Below are 16,223 nucleotides of genomic sequence, written 5' to 3' on the forward strand. Positions count from 1 at the left end.
CGCGACCCTAGACGGCACCCGCCGCGGACGCGTCAGCCCCGGCGTACCGCCCGCAGGACGGCGTCGCGGACGCTCATCAGCTGGCCCTCGGGGCCGGGCGGGAAGACCGCCTCGCGGGTGGGGTCGGTGGCGCTGACCTCCCAGGTGTCGTCGAGTGCCAGACCATCGGCCATCTCCTGGGCGGTGGCGAAGAGGTCGGCGGTGAACGGGGTGCCCTCGCCGGCGTGGCTGTCGGCGTGGTGCGCGGTGATCAGCAGGGTGCCGCCGGGGGCCACCGCGCCGGCGAGCTTGCGGTGGAAGGCGCCCAGCTCGGGCCGCGGGAACTGCAGGAAGGAGGCGGTGACCAGGTCGTAGGCGCCGGCCGGCGGGGTCCAGTCGCTGCGGCCGTCGGCCTGCTCCCAGGTGATGGCCTCGCCCACCCCCGCGGACCCGGCGGCCTGGCGCGCCCGGTCCAACGCCACCGGCGAGACGTCGGAGGCGGTGACCTGCCACCCGCGGGAGGCCAACCAGATGGCGTCGCCGCCCTCGCCGCAGCCGACGTCCAGCGCCCGGCCGGGGGTCAGCTCGGCGGCCGCCTCGACCAGCCGCTGGTTGGCGTTGCCCGACCAGATCGGCCGTTCGCGGTAGCGGTCGTCCCAGAAGCTCTCGGTGAACCACTCAGCCGGGTCGGTCTCCTGCCAGGCCGCCATCTGCCCGGCGTCCCCGTGCTGGTGGGCGCCGCGCTCGTGCCCGCCGTGCTGGTCGGTGCCGTGGTCGTGGTCGTGGGGGTGCTGCGTCGCCATGCCACGACTCTCGGTCAGGCCCGGCAGGTGGGCAAGCATCCGTGCCGATCCGGCAAAGCGCCGGCCGCTCACACCGACCGCAGGGGTGACACCCGCGCCGGCGGTGCCGGCCGGGCCGCCTCGGCCGAGACCGGCCGACCCAGGGTGGTCTCGACGACCGCCAGGAACGCCGTGGCGTCACGGACCAGGTCGTCGGCCTCCCGTTCGGTGACCGCGGAGGACAGCCCCGCCTCGGCGGCCGCCCGCTTGGCCGCCCCGGCGGCGAAGAAGGCGGCCCACTCCCCCAGCTCGGGGGCGACCTGGCCGATGAGCACCCAGGCGCTGCGCGGGCGACGGCGGCCGGACTCGGGCCGGGTGCGGGCGGCCAGGACGGCGGCGGCCCCCCGCAGCGCCGCCAGGTGCGCAGTCGCGTAGCGCCACCCGGCATCGCGGCAGGCCGCCGCCTCGGCCAGCCCGCGGTGGGCCTGCCCGAGCAGCTGCGACGCCGCCGGTGGCAACGGCGGGGTGAGCTCGAGCTGGGCGGGCGAGAGGACCCGGACGGCGCCCATCAGTCGTGCACCCGGACCAGCAGCCACCGGTCGCCGGCCGGCTCCCACGACAGGTCGAACACCCCGGCGAAGGTGCTCCGGGACCGACCCGCGCGCACCGCCTCGATCCGCCACACGTGGCGCTGGGCCACCGGGGCGCCCGCGGCCGCGCCGCGCCACCACGGGTCGGGCTCGACCCGGTGGTCGATCAGCTCGCCCACCTCGTAGCGACCCTGACCCCGCCAGAACCGGATCGGACCACCGGGCCCCCGCTCGACCCGCACCTGCTCCTCGGTCCGCTCGTCCGTGCCCACCAGCACTCCGCTCACCACGGCCTCCGCACTCCCCGTCCCGCGACCGGCGACCCCACCGGCCGTTCGAACGCACGTTCGAACACGTCGAGAACACCACGCCCGCACCCCGCCGTCAAGGCGACACCCGAACACCTGTTCCCCTGCACACGAGGAGCAGACCACCGACCACCGACACTTCCGCCCCGTCCCGTCGGTCCCCCGCCCTACGGTGCCTGCGTGACCCTCGACCACCTCGCCCTGCTGCAGCACGGCACCGCGTCCCTCGCCGAGCTCCTGGCCTCGGCCGACCTCGCGGCGCCGGTGCCGTCCTGCCCGGGCTGGTCGCTGGCCGACCTGGGCCGGCACACCGGGTCGGTCCACCTGTGGGCCCGCGAGGCGCTGCGCGGCGACCGGGCCCCCGACGAGCAGCCCGGCCCGGCCGACGACGCCGCCGTCCCCGCCTTCTACGCGGACGCGGCCGGGTTGCTGCTGGAGGCGCTGCGCACCACCCCGCCCACCACCCCCTGCTGGACCCTCGACCGCACCGACCGCACCGCGGCCTCCTGGTCGCGGCGCCAGGCGCACGAGGTGACGCTGCACCACCACGACGCCACGAGCGCCCTCGGCGAGCCGGCCGCCATCCCGGCCCCGGTCGCCCTCGACGGGGTCGACGAGGTGCTGGGCCTGTTCCTGCCGCGCCAGGTCCGCCTCGGCCGGGTCACCGCGACCGACGACGTGGTGCACCTGACGCCCGCCGAGTCCGGTGCCGTGCTGCCGGTCGGTACCGGCGACCTCGCGGCCGCCCCCGTCGGCACGGTCGCCGGGCCGGCCGAGGCGCTGCTCCTCCTCCTGTGGCGTCGGATCACCCCCTCCGACGACCGGGTGGAGATCCGCGGTGACCGCAGCGCCGTCGCGGCGGTGCTCGACCGCCCGCTCACCCCGTGACCGGGCGAGCCCCCCGCACCCCGGCCGACCTCGAGGCCCGCACCCGGCAGGCCTACGACGCCGTCGCCGGGGCCTACGCCCGGCTGCTGGCCGACGACCTGGCGGGGGCGCCGTGGGACCGCGCGGTGCTCGCCGCCTTCGCCGAGGCCATGCCGCCCGGGCCGGTGCTGGACGCCGGGTGCGGGCCCGGCCGCATCACCGCCCACCTGGCCGGCCTCGGCCTGGACGCCCGTGGCCTGGACCTGTCGCCCCGGATGGTGGCGATCGCCCGGCGCACGCACCCGTCGTTGCGGTTCGTCGTCGGCTCGCTGACCGACCTGCCCGAGCCCGACGCCGGCCTGGCCGGAGCCCTGGCCTGGTACTCGCTCATCCACCTCGACCGGGCCGGCCGGGCAGACGCGCTGGCCGACCTGCACCGGGTGCTCGCCCCCGGCGGTCTGCTGCTGACCGCCTTCCAGGTCGGCACCGACCACCTGCGCCGCACCTCGGCCTACGGGCACCCGGTGCGGCTGGACGTCTGGCGACTGGACCCCGCCGACCTCACCGACCAGCTGCGGGCCGCCGGCTTCGAACTGGTCGACCGGTGGGACCGGCCGCCGTCCCGCCGCGAGACCACCCCGCAGACCGCACTGCTGGCCCGGGCCGCGCCTCGGCGTGCGGAACCGGCCCCCGAGGGGGACAGTCGTTGCCCGTGACAACCGCCAAGACCGCGGCCGCCCCGGCCGAGAAGACCTTCCTGGGCCAGCCGCGCGGCCTGGTGCACCTGTTCGGCGTGGAGATGTGGGAGCGGTTCAGCTTCTACGGCATGCAGGCGATCCTGCTGTACTACCTCTCCTACTCCGTCGCCGACGGCGGGTTGGGCATCACCACCTCGACGGCGGCCAGCATCGTGGGCGCCTACGGCGGCACCGTCTACCTGTCCACGATCGTCGGCGGCTGGGTCGCCGACCGGCTGCTGGGCCCCGAGCGGGTGCTGTTCTGGTCGGCCGTGGTCGTCATGGCCGGGCACGTCGCGCTGTCGCTGGTCCCCGGGCTGGCCGGGGTCGGCGTCGGCCTGGTGCTCATCGCCCTGGGCAGCGGTGGCGTCAAGGCCACCGCGACCACCCTGGTGGGGCTGCTCTACAGCGCCGACGACGTCCGCCGCGACGCCGGGTTCTCCGTCTTCTACCTGGGCATCAACGTCGGCGCCCTGGCCGGCCCGCTCCTGACGGGCCTGGCGCAGTCCACCGTCGGCTTCCACCTCGGGTTCGGGCTCGCCGCGGTCGGCATGGCGGCGGGGCTGGTGCAGTACGCCGTCGGCCGGCGTGGGCTCGAGGGCACCGGGCGCGAGGTCCCGTCCCCGCTGCCCGCGGCCGAGCGCGCGCGGTGGATCAGCGGCGCGGCCGTCGGCGTGCTGCTGCTGGTCGGGCTGGCCCTGACCGGGGTCATCCGCGCCGAGCGGCTGGCCACGATCGTGGTCTGGGTCTGCGTGGTGGTGTCGATCGGCTACTTCGCCCAGCTGCTGCGCAGCGCCCGCATCGACCGCACCGAGCGCCGGCGGGTGCTGGCCTTCATCCCGATGTTCGTGGCCAGCGTGGCGTTCTGGTCGCTCTACCAGCAGCAGTCGACCGTGGTCGCCCTCTACGCCGACAGCCAGCTCGACCGCGACCTGTTCGGCTGGACGGTGCCGGCGTCCTGGGTGCAGTCGATCAACCCGGTCTTCATCATCCTGCTGTCCGGCGTCTTCGCCGCGCTCTGGACCCGGCTCGGCCCGCGGCAGCCCTCCACCCCGGTCAAGTTCGCGGCCGGCACGGCGATCATGGGGCTCGCGTTCCTGCTCTTCCTGCCGATGGCCGGCTCCGGCCCGGGGGGTGCCCCGCTGCTGGGCCTGGTCGGCGTCCTGCTGGTGTTCACCGTGGCCGAGCTGCTGCTCTCGCCGGTCGGCCTGTCGCTGTCGACGAAGCTCGCACCGGCCGCCTACCGCACCCAGATGGTGGCGCTGTGGTTCCTGTCCACCGCGATCGGCACCTCGCTGGCCGGGGTGTTCGCCGGGAAGTACGACCCGGACACCCAGGTCGCCTACTTCGGCACGCTGGGCGGGATCGCCGTCGTGCTCGGCCTGGTGCTGGCGCTGGCCACCCCGTTCATCCGGAGGTTGATGTCCGGGGTCCGATGAGTCTGCCGCCGGGTCGGGGTCCCGTCCGGGAGACCCCGACCCGAGGAGGACCTCGTGCGACCGATCGTGATCACCCAGAACATCACCCTGGACGGCGTCGTGGACGGCGAGCAGGGCTGGTTCGACGTCACCGCCGACACCGAGCACGGCCGCGAGCTCGCGGCAGCCACCGCCGATTTCGCGGCGAGGTCGGACGCCTTCCTGTGCGGCCGGACGACGTTCGAGGAGATGCGCGGGTTCTGGCCGAAGCAGCACGACGACCGCACCGGGGTGACCGAGCACCTGGACCGGGTGCAGAAGTACGTCGTCTCCTCGAGCCTGCAGGACCCGGGGTGGGCGGGCACGACGGTGCTGCGCGGGGGCGACGGCCTGGCCGGTGAGGTCCGCGGCCTGGCCGAGCAGGACGGCGCGGACGTCGTGCTGACCGGGAGCATCGCGCTGGGCCACGACCTGCTGCGGCTCGGGCTGGTGGACGAGCTGCGGCTGTTCACCTACCCGGTGGTGCTGGGCCGCGGCCGCCGGCTGTTCCCGGAGGGCCTCGACCTGCGGCTGGACCTGCAGGAGGAGCGTCGGTTCGGCAGCGGGGTGGTGCTGCTGCGCTACGCCGTCGGCCGCGGCTGACCGCGCCGGCCCGACCGGGCGGCGAACGCGTCGAGGGCCTCGAGCACCTCGCCGGCCTGCCACATCCGGTTCCGCCGACGACCGGTGAACTCGGTGACCACCCCGGCCGCCTCCAGCGGGGCCAGGGCGCGGACGACGTTCTGCGCCGGCACCCCCAGCTCCCGGGTGACCGCGGCGGCGTCGACGACGGGCTGGCGCACCAGCAGGTCGGCGACCCGCCAGGCGGCGGCGTCCGAGCGGGCCCGGACGACGTCGTCCCAGCCGGCGCGGACGGCCCGCAGCTGCTGGACCAGCTCCGCCGCGTTCGTGATGGCCGCCAGGGTGCCCCGGGTGAAGGCCGTGACGACGGGGTCGAGCTCGCCGCGCCGGTACGCGGTCAGTGCGTCGAAGTACCCCTCGACGTCGACCAGCAGGCCCGCCGAGACCGGCACGGTGACCGCCCGGGTGACCCCGTGGTGGCGCAGCAGGCAGTGCACCAGTGCGCGACCGGTGCGGCCGTTGCCGTCGGGGAAGGGGTGGATGGTCTCGAACTGGGCGTGGGCGACGGCGGCCAGCACGAGCGGGGCGGTGTCGGTGCGGACGGCGAACCGGCTGAGGTCGGCGACCAGCTCGGGGACGTCGGCGGCCACGGGCGCCACGTACTCGGCCCCGTGCGGGCCGTAGGAGCTGCCCCCCACCCACACCTGCTCGCGGCGCCACCGCCCGGCGATGTCCGGATCGGTGTCGCGCAGGAGGGCTTCGTGCATCGCCAGGACGGCGGCCGGCGTCGGCGCCTCCGACAGCTCGAGGGCGGCCTGCATGGCCGCGACGTTGCCCACCACGGCCTCGGCGTTGCGGGTCGAGGGCGAGCCGAGCTCGGCGACGGCGATCGCCCGGGCGCCGGAGGTCAGCTGCTCGATGCGCGAGGACGACGCGGACTCCGTGCGCAGCAGGACGGCGGCGAACGGGGCGACCTCGGCGCCCATGCGGGCGTCGAAGCGGGCGATCTCGGCGACGGCGTCCTCGGCGGCGCGCAGCACGGGACCGCTGACCTGCGGCACCAGGTCGGCGATCGTCGGGACCACGGCGGCGCGGTAGGGCCCCGCGTGGCGGAGGCGGACCGCCCGGGGAACGACCTCGTCGGGCAGGTTCGGGCGCCACGGCACCTGCCGGGTGCCGATCGGCGGCCAACCGGGTGCAGCTGCGCTCACGATGCGACCTTATACTCACTTGTAGCACATGTGCGAATGATGATCCCGCTGCACTCGGATGGGATGATCGCCGCCGTGACGTCGTCCGAGCACCCGATGGTCGCCCACGTGCAGCAGGTCCTCCGGGACCACGGGGTCACCGGCGAGGTCCGGCACCTGGCCGACGCCGCCCCGACCGCGCAGGCCGCCGCCGACCAGCTGGGCGTCGAGGTCGGTGCCATCGCCAACAGCCTCGTCTTCGAGGTCGACGGCAACCCGGTGCTGGTGCTGACCAGCGGCGCGCACCGGGTCGACACCGCGAAGGTGGCCGCGCTGCTCGGCGTCCCGGCCCTCACGAAGGCGTCGGCGTCCTTCGTCCGGGAGCACACCGGGCAGGCCATCGGCGGCGTCGCCCCGGTCGGGCACCCCGAGCCGATCGGCACGCTGGTCGACATCACCCTGGCCCGGCACCCGCAGGTGTGGGCTGCAGCCGGCCACCCGCACACCGTCTTCCCGACGACGTACGACGAGCTGCTGCGCATCACGGCGGGCACCGCGGCCGAGGTCGACGCCGGCTGACCGACGGGGCAGCTCCGGCGGTGGGATGATCGAGCCATGCCGTCCGTGGACCCCGCAGCACCCGCAGCATGACCGCACCGACCACCCGGGTGACCGAGCTGCCGACCCCCTGGATGCGCGAGCACCTGCACGAGGCGCTGGCGATCTACGGCCTGGCCATGGGCTACGGCGACTCCGTCGTGGCCGGTCGCTACGGCTACGCCGTCCAGCACACCGAGCGCCAGGGTTTCCGCGCGGTCGGCGCCTTCGCCGAGGGTCCGGACGGCGAGACCCTCGTCGGCTTCGGCTACGGCTACCTGGTCGCCCCCGGCCAGTGGTGGCACGACCAGGTCAAGCACGCCCTCGACCGGCGCACCGCCAAGCGCTGGCTGCCCGGCGGCTTCGAGGTGTGCGAGCTGCACGTGCACCCGGCCCACCAGAGCCAGGGCCTGGGCCGGCAGCTGCTGCACGCGCTGGTCCACGACCTGCCGCACCCGGCCGCGCTGCTGTCCACCCCGGACGCCGACACCAAGGCCTTCCGGCTGTACCGCGCCGACGGGTTCGTCGACCTGGCGCGCAACCACCACTTCCCCGGTGATGCCCGGCCCTTCGCGATCCTCGGGGCGAGCCTGCCCCTCGGGTCGTCGTCGGAGTGACCGACGCCGTCGTCGTCGGGTCCGGCCACAACGGTCTGGTCGCCGCCTGCCACCTGGCCGTCGCCGGGCTGTCCGTCGAGGTCGTCGAGGCCGACGACGTGCTGGGCGGGGCCGTCTCCACCGTCGAGCGCTGGCCCGGGGTGCTGGTGGACCGGGGCTCCAGCGCGCACGTGATCATCCGGCACTCCGGCGTCGTCGAGGAGCTCGACCTCGCCGCCCACGGCCTGCGCTACGTCGACTGCGACCCGTGGGGCTTCGCCCCCGCCCCCGACCCGGGCAGCGACGGACCCGACGGGCGGCCGCTGGTGTTCAGCGTCGACCTCGACGCCACCTGCGCCTCGATCGAGGCCGCGTGCGGTCCGGGCGACGCCGCCGCCTACCGCCGGTTCGTCGAGGTGTGGGGTCCGCGCAGCGCGCAGGTCGTGCGCGCCTTCGGCGACCGGCCCAGCCCCGCCCGGCTGGTCCGCCACCTGTGGCCCCTCGGCGCACCGGCGAAGGGCCGGCCCCGCACCCCGGGCGGCGAGCTGGCCACCGACTTCCTCGGCTCGGGCGACGCGCTGCTGGACAGGTGGTTCACCAGCGAGCGGCTCAAGGCGGCCCTGGCCTGGTTCGGCGCCCAGTCCGGCCCCCCGATGTCCGAGCCCGGGACGGCGGCCATGGTCGGCTGGGCGGCGCTGCTGCACACCACCCCGCCCGGCCACCCCGTCGGCGGGTCCGGCGGGCTGACCACCGCGCTGCGCCGCAAGCTCGAGTCGCACGGCGGTCGGGTCACCCTGGGCGACGGCGCCGCCTCGCTGCTGGTCGAGGACGGCCGGGTGGCCGGGGTGGTCACGACGTCGGGACGCCGCATCGAGGCCGAGACCGTGGTCGCGGCCTGCCACGTCGGCGCCACCCAGGCCATCGCCGGCGAGCACGCCCCGCCCGCGCTGCGTGACGCCGACCCGCCGTTGGGCAACGGCTTCGGCCTCGTCGTCCGCTGCCTGACCGACGCGCTCCCGGCCTACCCCGGGGTCGACCCCGCCGACTCGTTGCAGGGACTGCAACTGCTGTGCACCGACCGGGCCGTGCTGGCCCGGGCGCACGGCGACTGGCAGGCCGGCGACCTGCCGCGCGAGCCCGTGCCGCTGGCGATGAGCTTCTCGGCCAGCGACGACACCCTGGCCCCGGCCGGTCAGCACGTGGTCACGATCTGGGGCCAGTGGTACCCGTACCGGCTGGCCGACGGCTCGGACTGGACGACGATCGCCGACGCCGAGGCCGCCCGGTTGGTGGCCGCCGTCGACCGCTTCGCCCCCGGTTTCGCCGACTCGGTGCAGCGGCTGTACGTGCAGACCCCGCTGCTGCTCGAGCAGGAGCTGCGCCTGCCCCGCGGCAACGTCATGCACGTGGAGATGTCGCTGGCGTCGATGTTCGCCTTCCGGCCCACCCCCGAGCTCTCGGGCCACCGCGTGCCCGGCCTGCCCGGGCTCTACCTCACCGGCGCCTCGACCCACCCCGGTGGCGGGGTCAGCGGCAACAGCGGCCGGACGGCGGCCCGCGTGGTGCTCGCCGACCGCGGCCGCCGGGCCCAGCTGGTCCGCCGGCTGCTGCGCCGGTGAGCTCCCGGGCCCTGCCCTGGGTGCTCACCGGGCTGCTGCTGGCCACCGCGATCGCCTACCCGCTGACCGGCGGCGGCGCCCGGGACGTCGTCAGCTGGACCATCGTGCTGCTGGGCTCGGCGCTGAGCGTCGTGCACGCATCGCTGTCCCGTCGGCTGGGGCTCGCGGTGCTCGGCACGGTCGCCGTCCTGGCGGTGGTGTTCGAGGCCGTCGGCCTGGCCACCGGGTTCCCCTACGGCAGCTACACCTACAGCGACACTCTCGGGCCCACGCTGCTCGGCGTGCCGTTCCTGGTCCCGCTGGCCTGGCTGATGATGGCCTGGCCCAGCTGGCTGCTGGCCCGCCGGCTCGTGCCCGGCCACCGGGTGGGCCGCATCGCCGTCGCCGCCTACGTGTTCGCGGCCTGGGACGTCGTCCTGGACCCGCAGCTGGTGCAGGCCGGCTACTGGACCTGGGCGCACCCGAGCCCGGGGCTGCCGGGCATCGGCACCGTGCCGCTGACCAACCTAGCGGGCTGGCTGCTCGCCGGGCTGGTGCTGATGACCGCGCTGGACCTGCTGGCCGCCCGCCGCACACCCACGGCCCCCGACCACGCCCCGCTGGTGGCGCTGGCGTGGATGGTGCTGGGCGGTGCGCTCGCCCACGCCGGCTGGCTGGGCCTGCCCGGTTCGGCGGTGTGGGGCGTGGTGCTGGCGGTCCCCGTGCTCGCCGCCCTCGCGCGGCAGCACCGTCACCGCCAGCACGCCGCCCCCGTCCCGTGACGCCCGGGGGGCGGGTGCTGCGGGGGTTGGCCGGGGTCTCGGTGGTGACCGCCGTGCACGCCGCGGTCAACGTCCGGTTGCTGCGCACGCCGGCCGCCGACCCGCCGCCCACCGCGGCCCGGGTGCGGGTGGTCGTGCCTGCCCGCGACGAGGAGACCGAGCTCGGCGGGTGTCTGGACGCCCTGGCGGCGCAGACCGGCGTCCCGCAGCTGCAGGTCGTGGTGGTCGACGACGGCTCCGCCGACGGCACGGCCGCGGTGGCCCGGGCCCACGGTGCCGCGGTGCTGGCCGCGACCGCGCCGCCGGCCGGGTGGCTGGGCAAGCCGAACGCCTGCGCGCAGGGCGCCGCCGGGGCCGAGGACGTCGACGTGCTGGTGTTCGTGGACGCCGACGTCCGGCTGGCCCCGCACGCCGTGGCCGCCGCGGTCGCGCTGCTCGACGCGCACGGGCTGGACCTGGTCTCGCCGTGGCCCCGCCAGCTCGCGGTGACCGCCGCCGAGCGGTTGGTGCAGCCGCTGCAGCAGTGGCTGTGGGCCACCCTGCTGCCGCTGCGGGTTGCCGAGCGGTCACCGCGCCCCAGCCTGGCCGCCGCCAACGGGCAGTTCCTGGTCGTCCGGCGCAGCACCTACGAGCGGGCCGGTGGGCACGGGGCCGTCCGGGGTGAGGTGCTGGAGGACATCGCGCTGCTGCGGGCGGTCAAGCGCGCCGGCGGCCGGGGCGTCGTCGTCGACGGGTCGACGCTGGCCGCCACCCGGATGTACGACGGCTGGCCCGCGCTGGCCGCCGGGTACGAGAAGTCGCTGTGGGCGGCGCTGGGCGGCTCGCCGGCCGGGAGCCTGGCCGCCGCGGCGGTGCTCACGGCACTGTTCGTGCTACCCCCGCTGACGGGGTCCCGGGCGGGGGTGGTCGGCTACCTGGCCGGGGTGGCGGGCCGGGCGGTCACCGCGCACCGCACCGGCGGTCGGGTGTGGCCCGACAGCCTGACCCACCCGCTGGGCGTGCTCGCGCTGGACCTGCTGCTGCTGCGGTCGGTGCTCGGCCACCGCCGCGGCACGCTGCACTGGCGGGGCCGCACACTGGACCGGTGACCGCACACGAGCGCACCCGCTTCGACCCCGCCGAGATGGCGCCCAAGGACTTCTACCGGGTGCTGAACTCCGTCGTCGTCCCCCGACCCATCGCCTGGGTCTGCACCAGGTCCGCCGAGGGCGTGCACAACCTCGCGCCGCACTCCTTCTACACGGTGGCCTGCGTCGACCCACCGGTCGTGCAGTTCACCAGCGTCGGCCGCAAGGACAGCCTGACCAACGCCGAGGCGACCGGCGAGTTCACGATCAGCCTGACCCCCGAGGAGCTCTTCGAGCAGGTCAACGCCACCGGCACCGACTTCCCGCCCGACCACGACGAGGCCGAGCAGACGGGGATCGTGCTCGAGGACAGCGACGTCGTGTCGGTCAAGCGGGTCGCGGCCAGCCCCGTGACGCTGGAGTGCCGGCTGCACTCGACGCTGTCGTTGGGTGACTCCACGATCGTGTTCGGCCAGGTGGTGGCCGTCAGCGCGCACGCCGCGGCGGTGCGCGACGGCCGGCCCCGCATCGAGGCGCTGCGCCCGCTGGCCCGCCTGGGCGGCAACGAGTGGTCCACCGTCGGCGAGCTGAAGGAGATCAAGCGGATCCCCTTCACCGACTGGCAGGCCGACCCGACGATCGGTCAGGCGCTGCGCGGCGACTGAGGCAGGTGGGGGGCGACCTCGTCGGCGGCCTGCGCGCCGAAGGCGAGGGCGAACCGCTCCAGGAACGACTCGTGCGGCAGGTCGTACTCCTGGGTGCCGATCACCTCGACGGCGGCGGTGGCCACCGCCGAGCCGACCTGGGTGGCCCGCTCGATGCCCAGCCCCCACTGCCGGGCCGCGACGAACCCGGCACGCAGGGCGTCGCCGCCACCGGTGGGCTCCACCGGCTTGGTCTCGGGCACCGCGATGACCTCGATGGTGTCGGCGGTGCGGCTCTCGACCCGCACGCCGTTGGCCGCCCGGGTGGTGACCCAGGTGCCCACGCGGTCGAGCACCTCGTCGTGGCTCCAGCCGGTCTTCTGCTTGAGCAGGGCGGCCTCGTACTCGTTGGTGAACAGCAGGTCGGCGCCGTCGACGAGGGTGCGGATCATCTCGCCGTCGGCCCACGCCAGCTGCTGGGAGGGGTCGGCCAGGAACGGGTAGCCGCGCTCCCGGCACTCCTGCGTGTGCCGCACCATCGCGCCCGGGTCGTTCGGGCCCACGATCACCAGGTCCGGCGCACCCACCCGGTCGGCGACCGGGGCCAGCTCGATCAGGGCGGCCTCGGCCATGGCGCCCGAGTAGAAGGACGCGATCTGGTTGTTGGTCGAGTCGGTGGTGCAGGTGAAGCGTGCGGTGTGCTTCACGTCGGACCACCGGATGGAGCCGGTGTCCACCCCGTGGCGCTGCAGCCAGGCGTCGTACTCGTCGAAGTCCCCGCCCACGGCACCGACCAGCACCGGCGTCAGCCCCAGCAGCCCCATGCCGTAGGCCATGTTCGCCCCGGCGCCGCCGCGGTGCTGGACCAGGTCGTCGACCAGGAACGAGAGGGAGACGTTCTCCATCTGGCCCTCGACGAACTGCTCCGCGAACTTCCCCGGGAAGGTCATGAGGTGGTCGGTGGCGATCGAACCGGTCACGACGACGGACACGGTGGGGCTCCTGGAGGGGGGTGGGGGCAGGTACCCGTCGTTCGACGCCTACGTCGTGCGGGGTTCACCGGAGCGTAACGGGCCGGTCAGCCCAGGGCCCGCCGCAGCTGCAGGCCCAGCTGCGTGCTGCCCACGACGCCCAGCAGCGCCCCGACGGCCGCCCCGGCCGTGACCACCAGGTCAGCGGCACCGAGCGCGGACACCACCCCGGCGCCGCCGAGGGTCATGCCCACCATCGCCACCCGGGTCGGGCGCTCCCACACCGAGATCGCCCCGGTCTCGTCCACCCCGGCCTGCCCGGCCCGCGCCCGCAGGTAGTCGGGGAACCAGCACAGCGCGCCGAACAGCACGGCCAGCCAGCCCGGCGCCCCCGCCGCCCAGAACGCCGCGGCGTAGGCCACCTCGGTCAGCCGGTCGACCGCGGAGTCCAGCACGTAGCCACGACGCGAGGCCCGCCCCCCGGCGATGGCGAGGGCGCCGTCCAGGGAGTCCAGCAGGCCCGAGACCCCGACCAGCACCCCCGCGAGGACCAGCCAGCCACCTCCGGCCGCGGCCGGGCCGACCGCGGCGGCCGCGACCACCAGCCCGACGGCCGTCACCAGGGTCGGCGAGAGCCCCGCCAGCGGCCGGGCGAGGGTGTGGGCGATCGTCAGCCAGCCCCGCACCACGGCGGAGGCACGCGGGTCGGTGCCCCCGTGCCACTGCGACCAGGCTGTGAAGTACTCCTCCCGGGTCAGGAACGGCGGCATGCGCCCAGTGCACCAGGGACAGTGGACTCATGCTCGCCGGCCTCTCCCCCGCCCGCCGTCGCCTGGTCCTCGGGGTGCTCGCCGCGGCGGTGGTCGGCCTCCTGGCCGTCGTCGGCGCCGTGCTGGTACCGCGGTTGACCGCCCCCACCCCGGCGCCGGTCAGCCAGGCCGAGCCCGGTCCGGTGCTGCTGGTGCCCGGCTACGGCGGCTCCACGACCGGGCTGCAGTCGCTGGCCGACGCGCTGACCGCCGTCGGCCGGGACGCCACGGTGGTCAGCCTCCCCGGTGACGGCACCGGTGACCTGCGGGAGACCGCTGCGGTGCTCGGCGACGCGGTCGACGCCGCCCTGGCCCGCACCGGTGCCGACAGCGTCGACGTCGTCGGCTACTCCGCCGGCGGGGTGACCGCACGCCTGTGGGCGGCGGACGGCGGTGCCGCGCAGGCCCGGCGCATCGTCACCCTCGGCTCCCCCCACCACGGGACGACGATCGCCGACCTGGGCGCCACGCTGGCCCCCGACCAGTGCCCCGAGGCCTGCCAGCAGCTGACCACGAGCAGCGACCTGCTGCGGCAGCTCAACGCCGGCGACGAGACCCCAGCGGGGCCGACGTGGGTCTCCATCTGGACCGAGGTCGACCAGACCGTCACCCCGCCGGACTCCGCCGACCTCGAGGGCGCCCTGGACATCACCGTGCAGTCGGTGTGCGCCGACAGCACGGTCGCCCACGGCCAGCTGCCCAGCGACCCCCTGGTGCAGGGCATGGTGATCGCCGAGCTGGCGGCGGGGCAGCCGGTGGACCTGGGTCCGGCCGACTGCGCCCGCCTGTCCTCGTAGCGGCTACAGCTGCACGTCCACGTCGTACTCGCGCAGCCAGCGGTCGACGAACAGCAGCCGGTCCTGCACGTTGCGCGGCGCCTCGCGGCCGGCGTCCAGGTCGACCAGGTCCGCCAGCGGCGACGACGTGTCGTCGGCCAGCGCGCCGAACCGGCGGCTGATCTCCGCGGCGTACCGCGGGTCCTGGGTCGAGGGGTAGGGGCTCTTCACGCGCTCCACGACCGACTGCGGCAGCAGGTCGGCGGTGGCCGCGCGCAGCAGGCTCTTCTCCCGGCCGTCGAAGTTCTTCAGGTGCCACGGGGCGTTGAAGACGTACTGCACCAGCCGGTGGTCGCAGAAGGGCACCCGCACCTCCAGCCCGACCGCCATGCTCATCCGGTCCTTGCGGTCCAGCAGCACCGGCAGGAACCGGGTCAGGTAGGCGTAGGAGACCTCGCGCATGCGGGCGTCGTGCCCGGTCTCCCCGGCCAGCCGGGGCACCTCGGCCATCGTCTGCCGGTAGGCGTCGTCCACGTGCCCGGTGAGGTCGAGCTCCTTGGCCACCCGCTCGTGCAGCAGGTCGCCGGCGGAGTAGCCGGCGATCATCCGCCCGGCCAGCCACGGGAAGGTGTCCGCACCGGTGGCGACGGGGTCGTGGAAGTCGATGTAGCCGCCGAACACCTCGTCGGCGCTCTCCCCCGACAGCGCCACAGTCGAGCTCTTCCGCACCGCGCCGAACAACAGGTGCAGCGAGGTGTCGATCTCGCCCATGCCCGGGGTGTCCCGGGCCCGCAGGACGGCGTCCCGGGCGGCGGGGTCCAGCAGCCCGGCGTCGTCCAGCACGACGTCGGTGTGGTCGCTGCGCACGTGCGCGGCGACGTCGCGGACGTAGGGGGCGTCCGGGGTGCCGCGGACGTCGTCGGGCACGAAGTCGGTGTCGTTGCCGGCGAAGTCCACGGAGAACGAGCGCACCGGGCCCTGGCCGGCCTCGGCGAGCTGGCGGGCCGCGAGCGCGGTGAGCGCGGAGGAGTCGAGCCCCCCGGACAGCAGGGTGCACAGCGGGACGTCGGCGATCAGCTGCCGGCGGGCGGTGTCGTCGAGGATCTCGCGCACCCGGGCCACCGTGGCGTCGACGTCGTCGGTGTGCGGGGTGGACTCCAGCGCCCAGTAGCGCAGCTCCTGCACCCCCGACCGGCTGATCCGGACGACGTGGCCCGGAGGCACCTCGCGCAGGCCGGCGAACGGGGTGTGGGCGGGGTCGGCGACCATGCCGAACACCTGCCGCAGCCCGGCGGCGTCGACCACCCGCGGGACGTCGGGGTGGGCCAGCACCGCCTTGGGCTCGGACCCGAACAGCACGCCGTCGGGCGTCTGCCGGTAGTACAGCGGCTTCACGCCGAGCCGGTCGCGGACCAGCAGCAGCTCCTCGCGCCGGGTGTCCCACAGGGCGTAGGCGAACATCCCGTTGAACCCGGCGACCACCTCGCGGGGGTCGCGGTCGCCGGCCGCCCGATGCGCCCGCAGCACGACCTCGGTGTCGCTGTCGGTGTCGAACCGGCCGCCCAGGGCGCTGCGGTGCTCGCGGAAGTCGTAGACCTCGCCGGAGTAGACGATCGCCAGCTCGTCGTCGGTGACCCGGTCGGCGTCCGGGCCGGCGCCCAGCGCGCCGGACGTGGCCAGCGCCATGGGCTGCCGGCCGTGCGCCACGTCGATGACGGCGAGCCGGCGGTGGCCGAGGGCGACGTGCTCGCGCAGGTAGAGCCCCTCGTCGTCCGGACCCCGGCAGGCCATGGTGCCGGTCATGGCCTGCGCCGTGGCCCGCTGCTGCCGCAGGTCGCCGTCGAACGAGACCCAGCCCGCGATGCCGCACATGTGATGTCCTCCCGATGTG

General features: G+C 75.5%; 18 protein-coding genes. 11 read left to right on the plus strand and 7 right to left on the minus strand.

Annotated features, from left to right (window positions below; translation table 11 throughout):
• Positions 1 to 32: 32 nt before the first annotated feature.
• From BLS67_RS12845 to BLS67_RS12855, 3 genes are all read right to left on the minus strand, one after another.
• Positions 33 to 782, minus strand: coding sequence for a class I SAM-dependent methyltransferase (locus tag BLS67_RS12845; RefSeq protein ID WP_242654051.1), 750 nt, complete (start codon positions 780 to 782; stop codon positions 33 to 35).
• Positions 783 to 850: 68 nt separating this feature from the next.
• Positions 851 to 1,330, minus strand: coding sequence for an SAV_6107 family HEPN domain-containing protein (locus BLS67_RS12850; protein WP_091245600.1), 480 nt, complete (start codon positions 1,328 to 1,330; stop codon positions 851 to 853).
• A complete protein-coding gene (locus tag BLS67_RS12855; protein WP_091245815.1) occupies positions 1,330 to 1,638 on the minus strand; it encodes a DUF6504 family protein in 309 nt (102 codons plus the stop codon). Before BLS67_RS12855 ends, BLS67_RS12850 begins: the two co-directional genes overlap by 1 nt.
• A gap of 201 nt (positions 1,639 to 1,839) precedes the next feature.
• On the opposite strand from BLS67_RS12855, the gene BLS67_RS12860 reads away from it, so the two are divergent.
• Genes BLS67_RS12860 through BLS67_RS12875 form a run of 4 tightly spaced genes read left to right on the plus strand, consistent with a single transcriptional unit; the run spans position 1,840 to position 5,323 of the window.
• Entirely contained in the window at positions 1,840 to 2,547 is a 708-nt protein-coding gene (locus BLS67_RS12860) for a maleylpyruvate isomerase family mycothiol-dependent enzyme (protein WP_165617571.1), read from the plus strand.
• Positions 2,544 to 3,242, plus strand: a complete 699-nt coding sequence (locus tag BLS67_RS12865) for a class I SAM-dependent DNA methyltransferase (protein ID WP_091245607.1) — start codon at positions 2,544 to 2,546, stop codon at positions 3,240 to 3,242. Before BLS67_RS12860 ends, BLS67_RS12865 begins: the two co-directional genes overlap by 4 nt.
• The gene (locus BLS67_RS12870) at positions 3,239 to 4,702 is read left to right on the plus strand and encodes a peptide MFS transporter (protein WP_091245609.1); all 1,464 of its coding nucleotides are present in this window, start codon (positions 3,239 to 3,241) and stop codon (positions 4,700 to 4,702) included. The genes BLS67_RS12865 and BLS67_RS12870 overlap by 4 nt, the downstream gene beginning before the upstream one ends.
• Before the next feature lie 54 nt (positions 4,703 to 4,756).
• On the plus strand, positions 4,757 to 5,323 hold the full coding sequence (locus BLS67_RS12875) for a dihydrofolate reductase family protein (RefSeq protein WP_091245611.1): 567 nt from the start codon (positions 4,757 to 4,759) through the stop codon (positions 5,321 to 5,323).
• On the opposite strand, the gene BLS67_RS12880 is transcribed toward BLS67_RS12875, so the two are convergent.
• Positions 5,302 to 6,513 (minus strand): Fic family protein, encoded by a 1,212-nt coding sequence (locus BLS67_RS12880; protein WP_207500536.1) that lies wholly within the window; start codon positions 6,511 to 6,513, stop codon positions 5,302 to 5,304. The genes BLS67_RS12875 and BLS67_RS12880 overlap by 22 nt on opposite strands.
• A 63-nt stretch (positions 6,514 to 6,576) precedes the next feature.
• Here BLS67_RS12880 and BLS67_RS12885 point away from each other — a divergent pair, with 63 nt between their 5' ends.
• The 6 genes from BLS67_RS12885 (at position 6,577) to BLS67_RS12910 (ending at position 11,797) form a co-directional block, all read left to right on the plus strand.
• Entirely contained in the window at positions 6,577 to 7,071 is a 495-nt protein-coding gene (locus tag BLS67_RS12885) for a YbaK/EbsC family protein (RefSeq protein ID WP_091245821.1), read from the plus strand.
• 68 nt (positions 7,072 to 7,139) lie between these two features.
• A complete protein-coding gene (locus tag BLS67_RS12890; protein WP_091245615.1) occupies positions 7,140 to 7,706 on the plus strand; it encodes a GNAT family N-acetyltransferase in 567 nt (188 codons plus the stop codon).
• Entirely contained in the window at positions 7,703 to 9,304 is a 1,602-nt protein-coding gene (locus BLS67_RS12895; RefSeq protein WP_091245618.1) for a phytoene desaturase family protein, read from the plus strand. Before BLS67_RS12890 ends, BLS67_RS12895 begins: the two co-directional genes overlap by 4 nt.
• Positions 9,301 to 10,065, plus strand: a complete 765-nt coding sequence (locus BLS67_RS12900; protein ID WP_091245622.1) for a carotenoid biosynthesis protein — start codon at positions 9,301 to 9,303, stop codon at positions 10,063 to 10,065. The genes BLS67_RS12895 and BLS67_RS12900 overlap by 4 nt, the downstream gene beginning before the upstream one ends.
• Entirely contained in the window at positions 10,062 to 11,153 is a 1,092-nt protein-coding gene (locus BLS67_RS12905; RefSeq protein ID WP_091245625.1) for a glycosyltransferase family 2 protein, read from the plus strand. The genes BLS67_RS12900 and BLS67_RS12905 overlap by 4 nt, the downstream gene beginning before the upstream one ends.
• Positions 11,150 to 11,797, plus strand: a complete 648-nt coding sequence (locus tag BLS67_RS12910; RefSeq protein ID WP_242654052.1) for a flavin reductase family protein — start codon at positions 11,150 to 11,152, stop codon at positions 11,795 to 11,797. Before BLS67_RS12905 ends, BLS67_RS12910 begins: the two co-directional genes overlap by 4 nt.
• Here the strand turns inward: BLS67_RS12910 and BLS67_RS12915 are convergent.
• Positions 11,776 to 12,768, minus strand: coding sequence for a carbohydrate kinase family protein (locus BLS67_RS12915; protein WP_091245628.1), 993 nt, complete (start codon positions 12,766 to 12,768; stop codon positions 11,776 to 11,778). The two genes, BLS67_RS12910 and BLS67_RS12915, sit on opposite strands and share 22 nt — an antisense overlap.
• A gap of 86 nt (positions 12,769 to 12,854) precedes the next feature.
• Positions 12,855 to 13,517 carry a CDP-alcohol phosphatidyltransferase family protein gene (locus BLS67_RS12920; protein ID WP_091245630.1) on the minus strand — a complete coding sequence of 221 codons (663 nt, stop codon included), beginning with the start codon at positions 13,515 to 13,517 and terminating at the stop codon, positions 12,855 to 12,857.
• Between the two features lie 29 nt (positions 13,518 to 13,546).
• Between BLS67_RS12920 and BLS67_RS12925 the strand changes: the two genes are divergently transcribed.
• Positions 13,547 to 14,353: a lipase family alpha/beta hydrolase gene (locus BLS67_RS12925; protein WP_091245634.1), complete on the plus strand. Its 807-nt coding sequence runs from the start codon at positions 13,547 to 13,549 to the stop codon at positions 14,351 to 14,353.
• A gap of 3 nt (positions 14,354 to 14,356) precedes the next feature.
• Here the strand turns inward: BLS67_RS12925 and asnB are convergent, their stop codons facing one another.
• A complete protein-coding gene (gene asnB, locus BLS67_RS12930; protein WP_091245636.1) occupies positions 14,357 to 16,204 on the minus strand; it encodes an asparagine synthase (glutamine-hydrolyzing) in 1,848 nt (615 codons plus the stop codon).
• Positions 16,205 to 16,223 lie beyond the last annotated feature (19 nt).

Source organism: Klenkia soli (assembly GCF_900103975.1).
Classification (GTDB): domain Bacteria; phylum Actinomycetota; class Actinomycetes; order Mycobacteriales; family Geodermatophilaceae; genus Klenkia; species Klenkia soli.

Bases quoted from the DNA above. Each gene is read 5' to 3' on its own strand.
- BLS67_RS12845 (WP_242654051.1), bottom strand. From the start codon at position 782: ATGGCGACGCAGCACCCCCACGACCACGACCACGGCACCGACCAGCAC.
- BLS67_RS12850 (WP_091245600.1), bottom strand. From the start codon at position 1,330: ATGGGCGCCGTCCGGGTCCTCTCGCCCGCCCAGCTCGAGCTCACCCCG.
- BLS67_RS12885 (WP_091245821.1), top strand. From the start codon at position 6,577: ATGATCGCCGCCGTGACGTCGTCCGAGCACCCGATGGTCGCCCACGTG.
- BLS67_RS12890 (WP_091245615.1), top strand. From the start codon at position 7,140: ATGACCGCACCGACCACCCGGGTGACCGAGCTGCCGACCCCCTGGATG.
- BLS67_RS12920 (WP_091245630.1), bottom strand. From the start codon at position 13,517: ATGCCGCCGTTCCTGACCCGGGAGGAGTACTTCACAGCCTGGTCGCAG.
- BLS67_RS12925 (WP_091245634.1), top strand. From the start codon at position 13,547: ATGCTCGCCGGCCTCTCCCCCGCCCGCCGTCGCCTGGTCCTCGGGGTG.
- asnB (WP_091245636.1), bottom strand. From the start codon at position 16,204: ATGTGCGGCATCGCGGGCTGGGTCTCGTTCGACGGCGACCTGCGGCAG.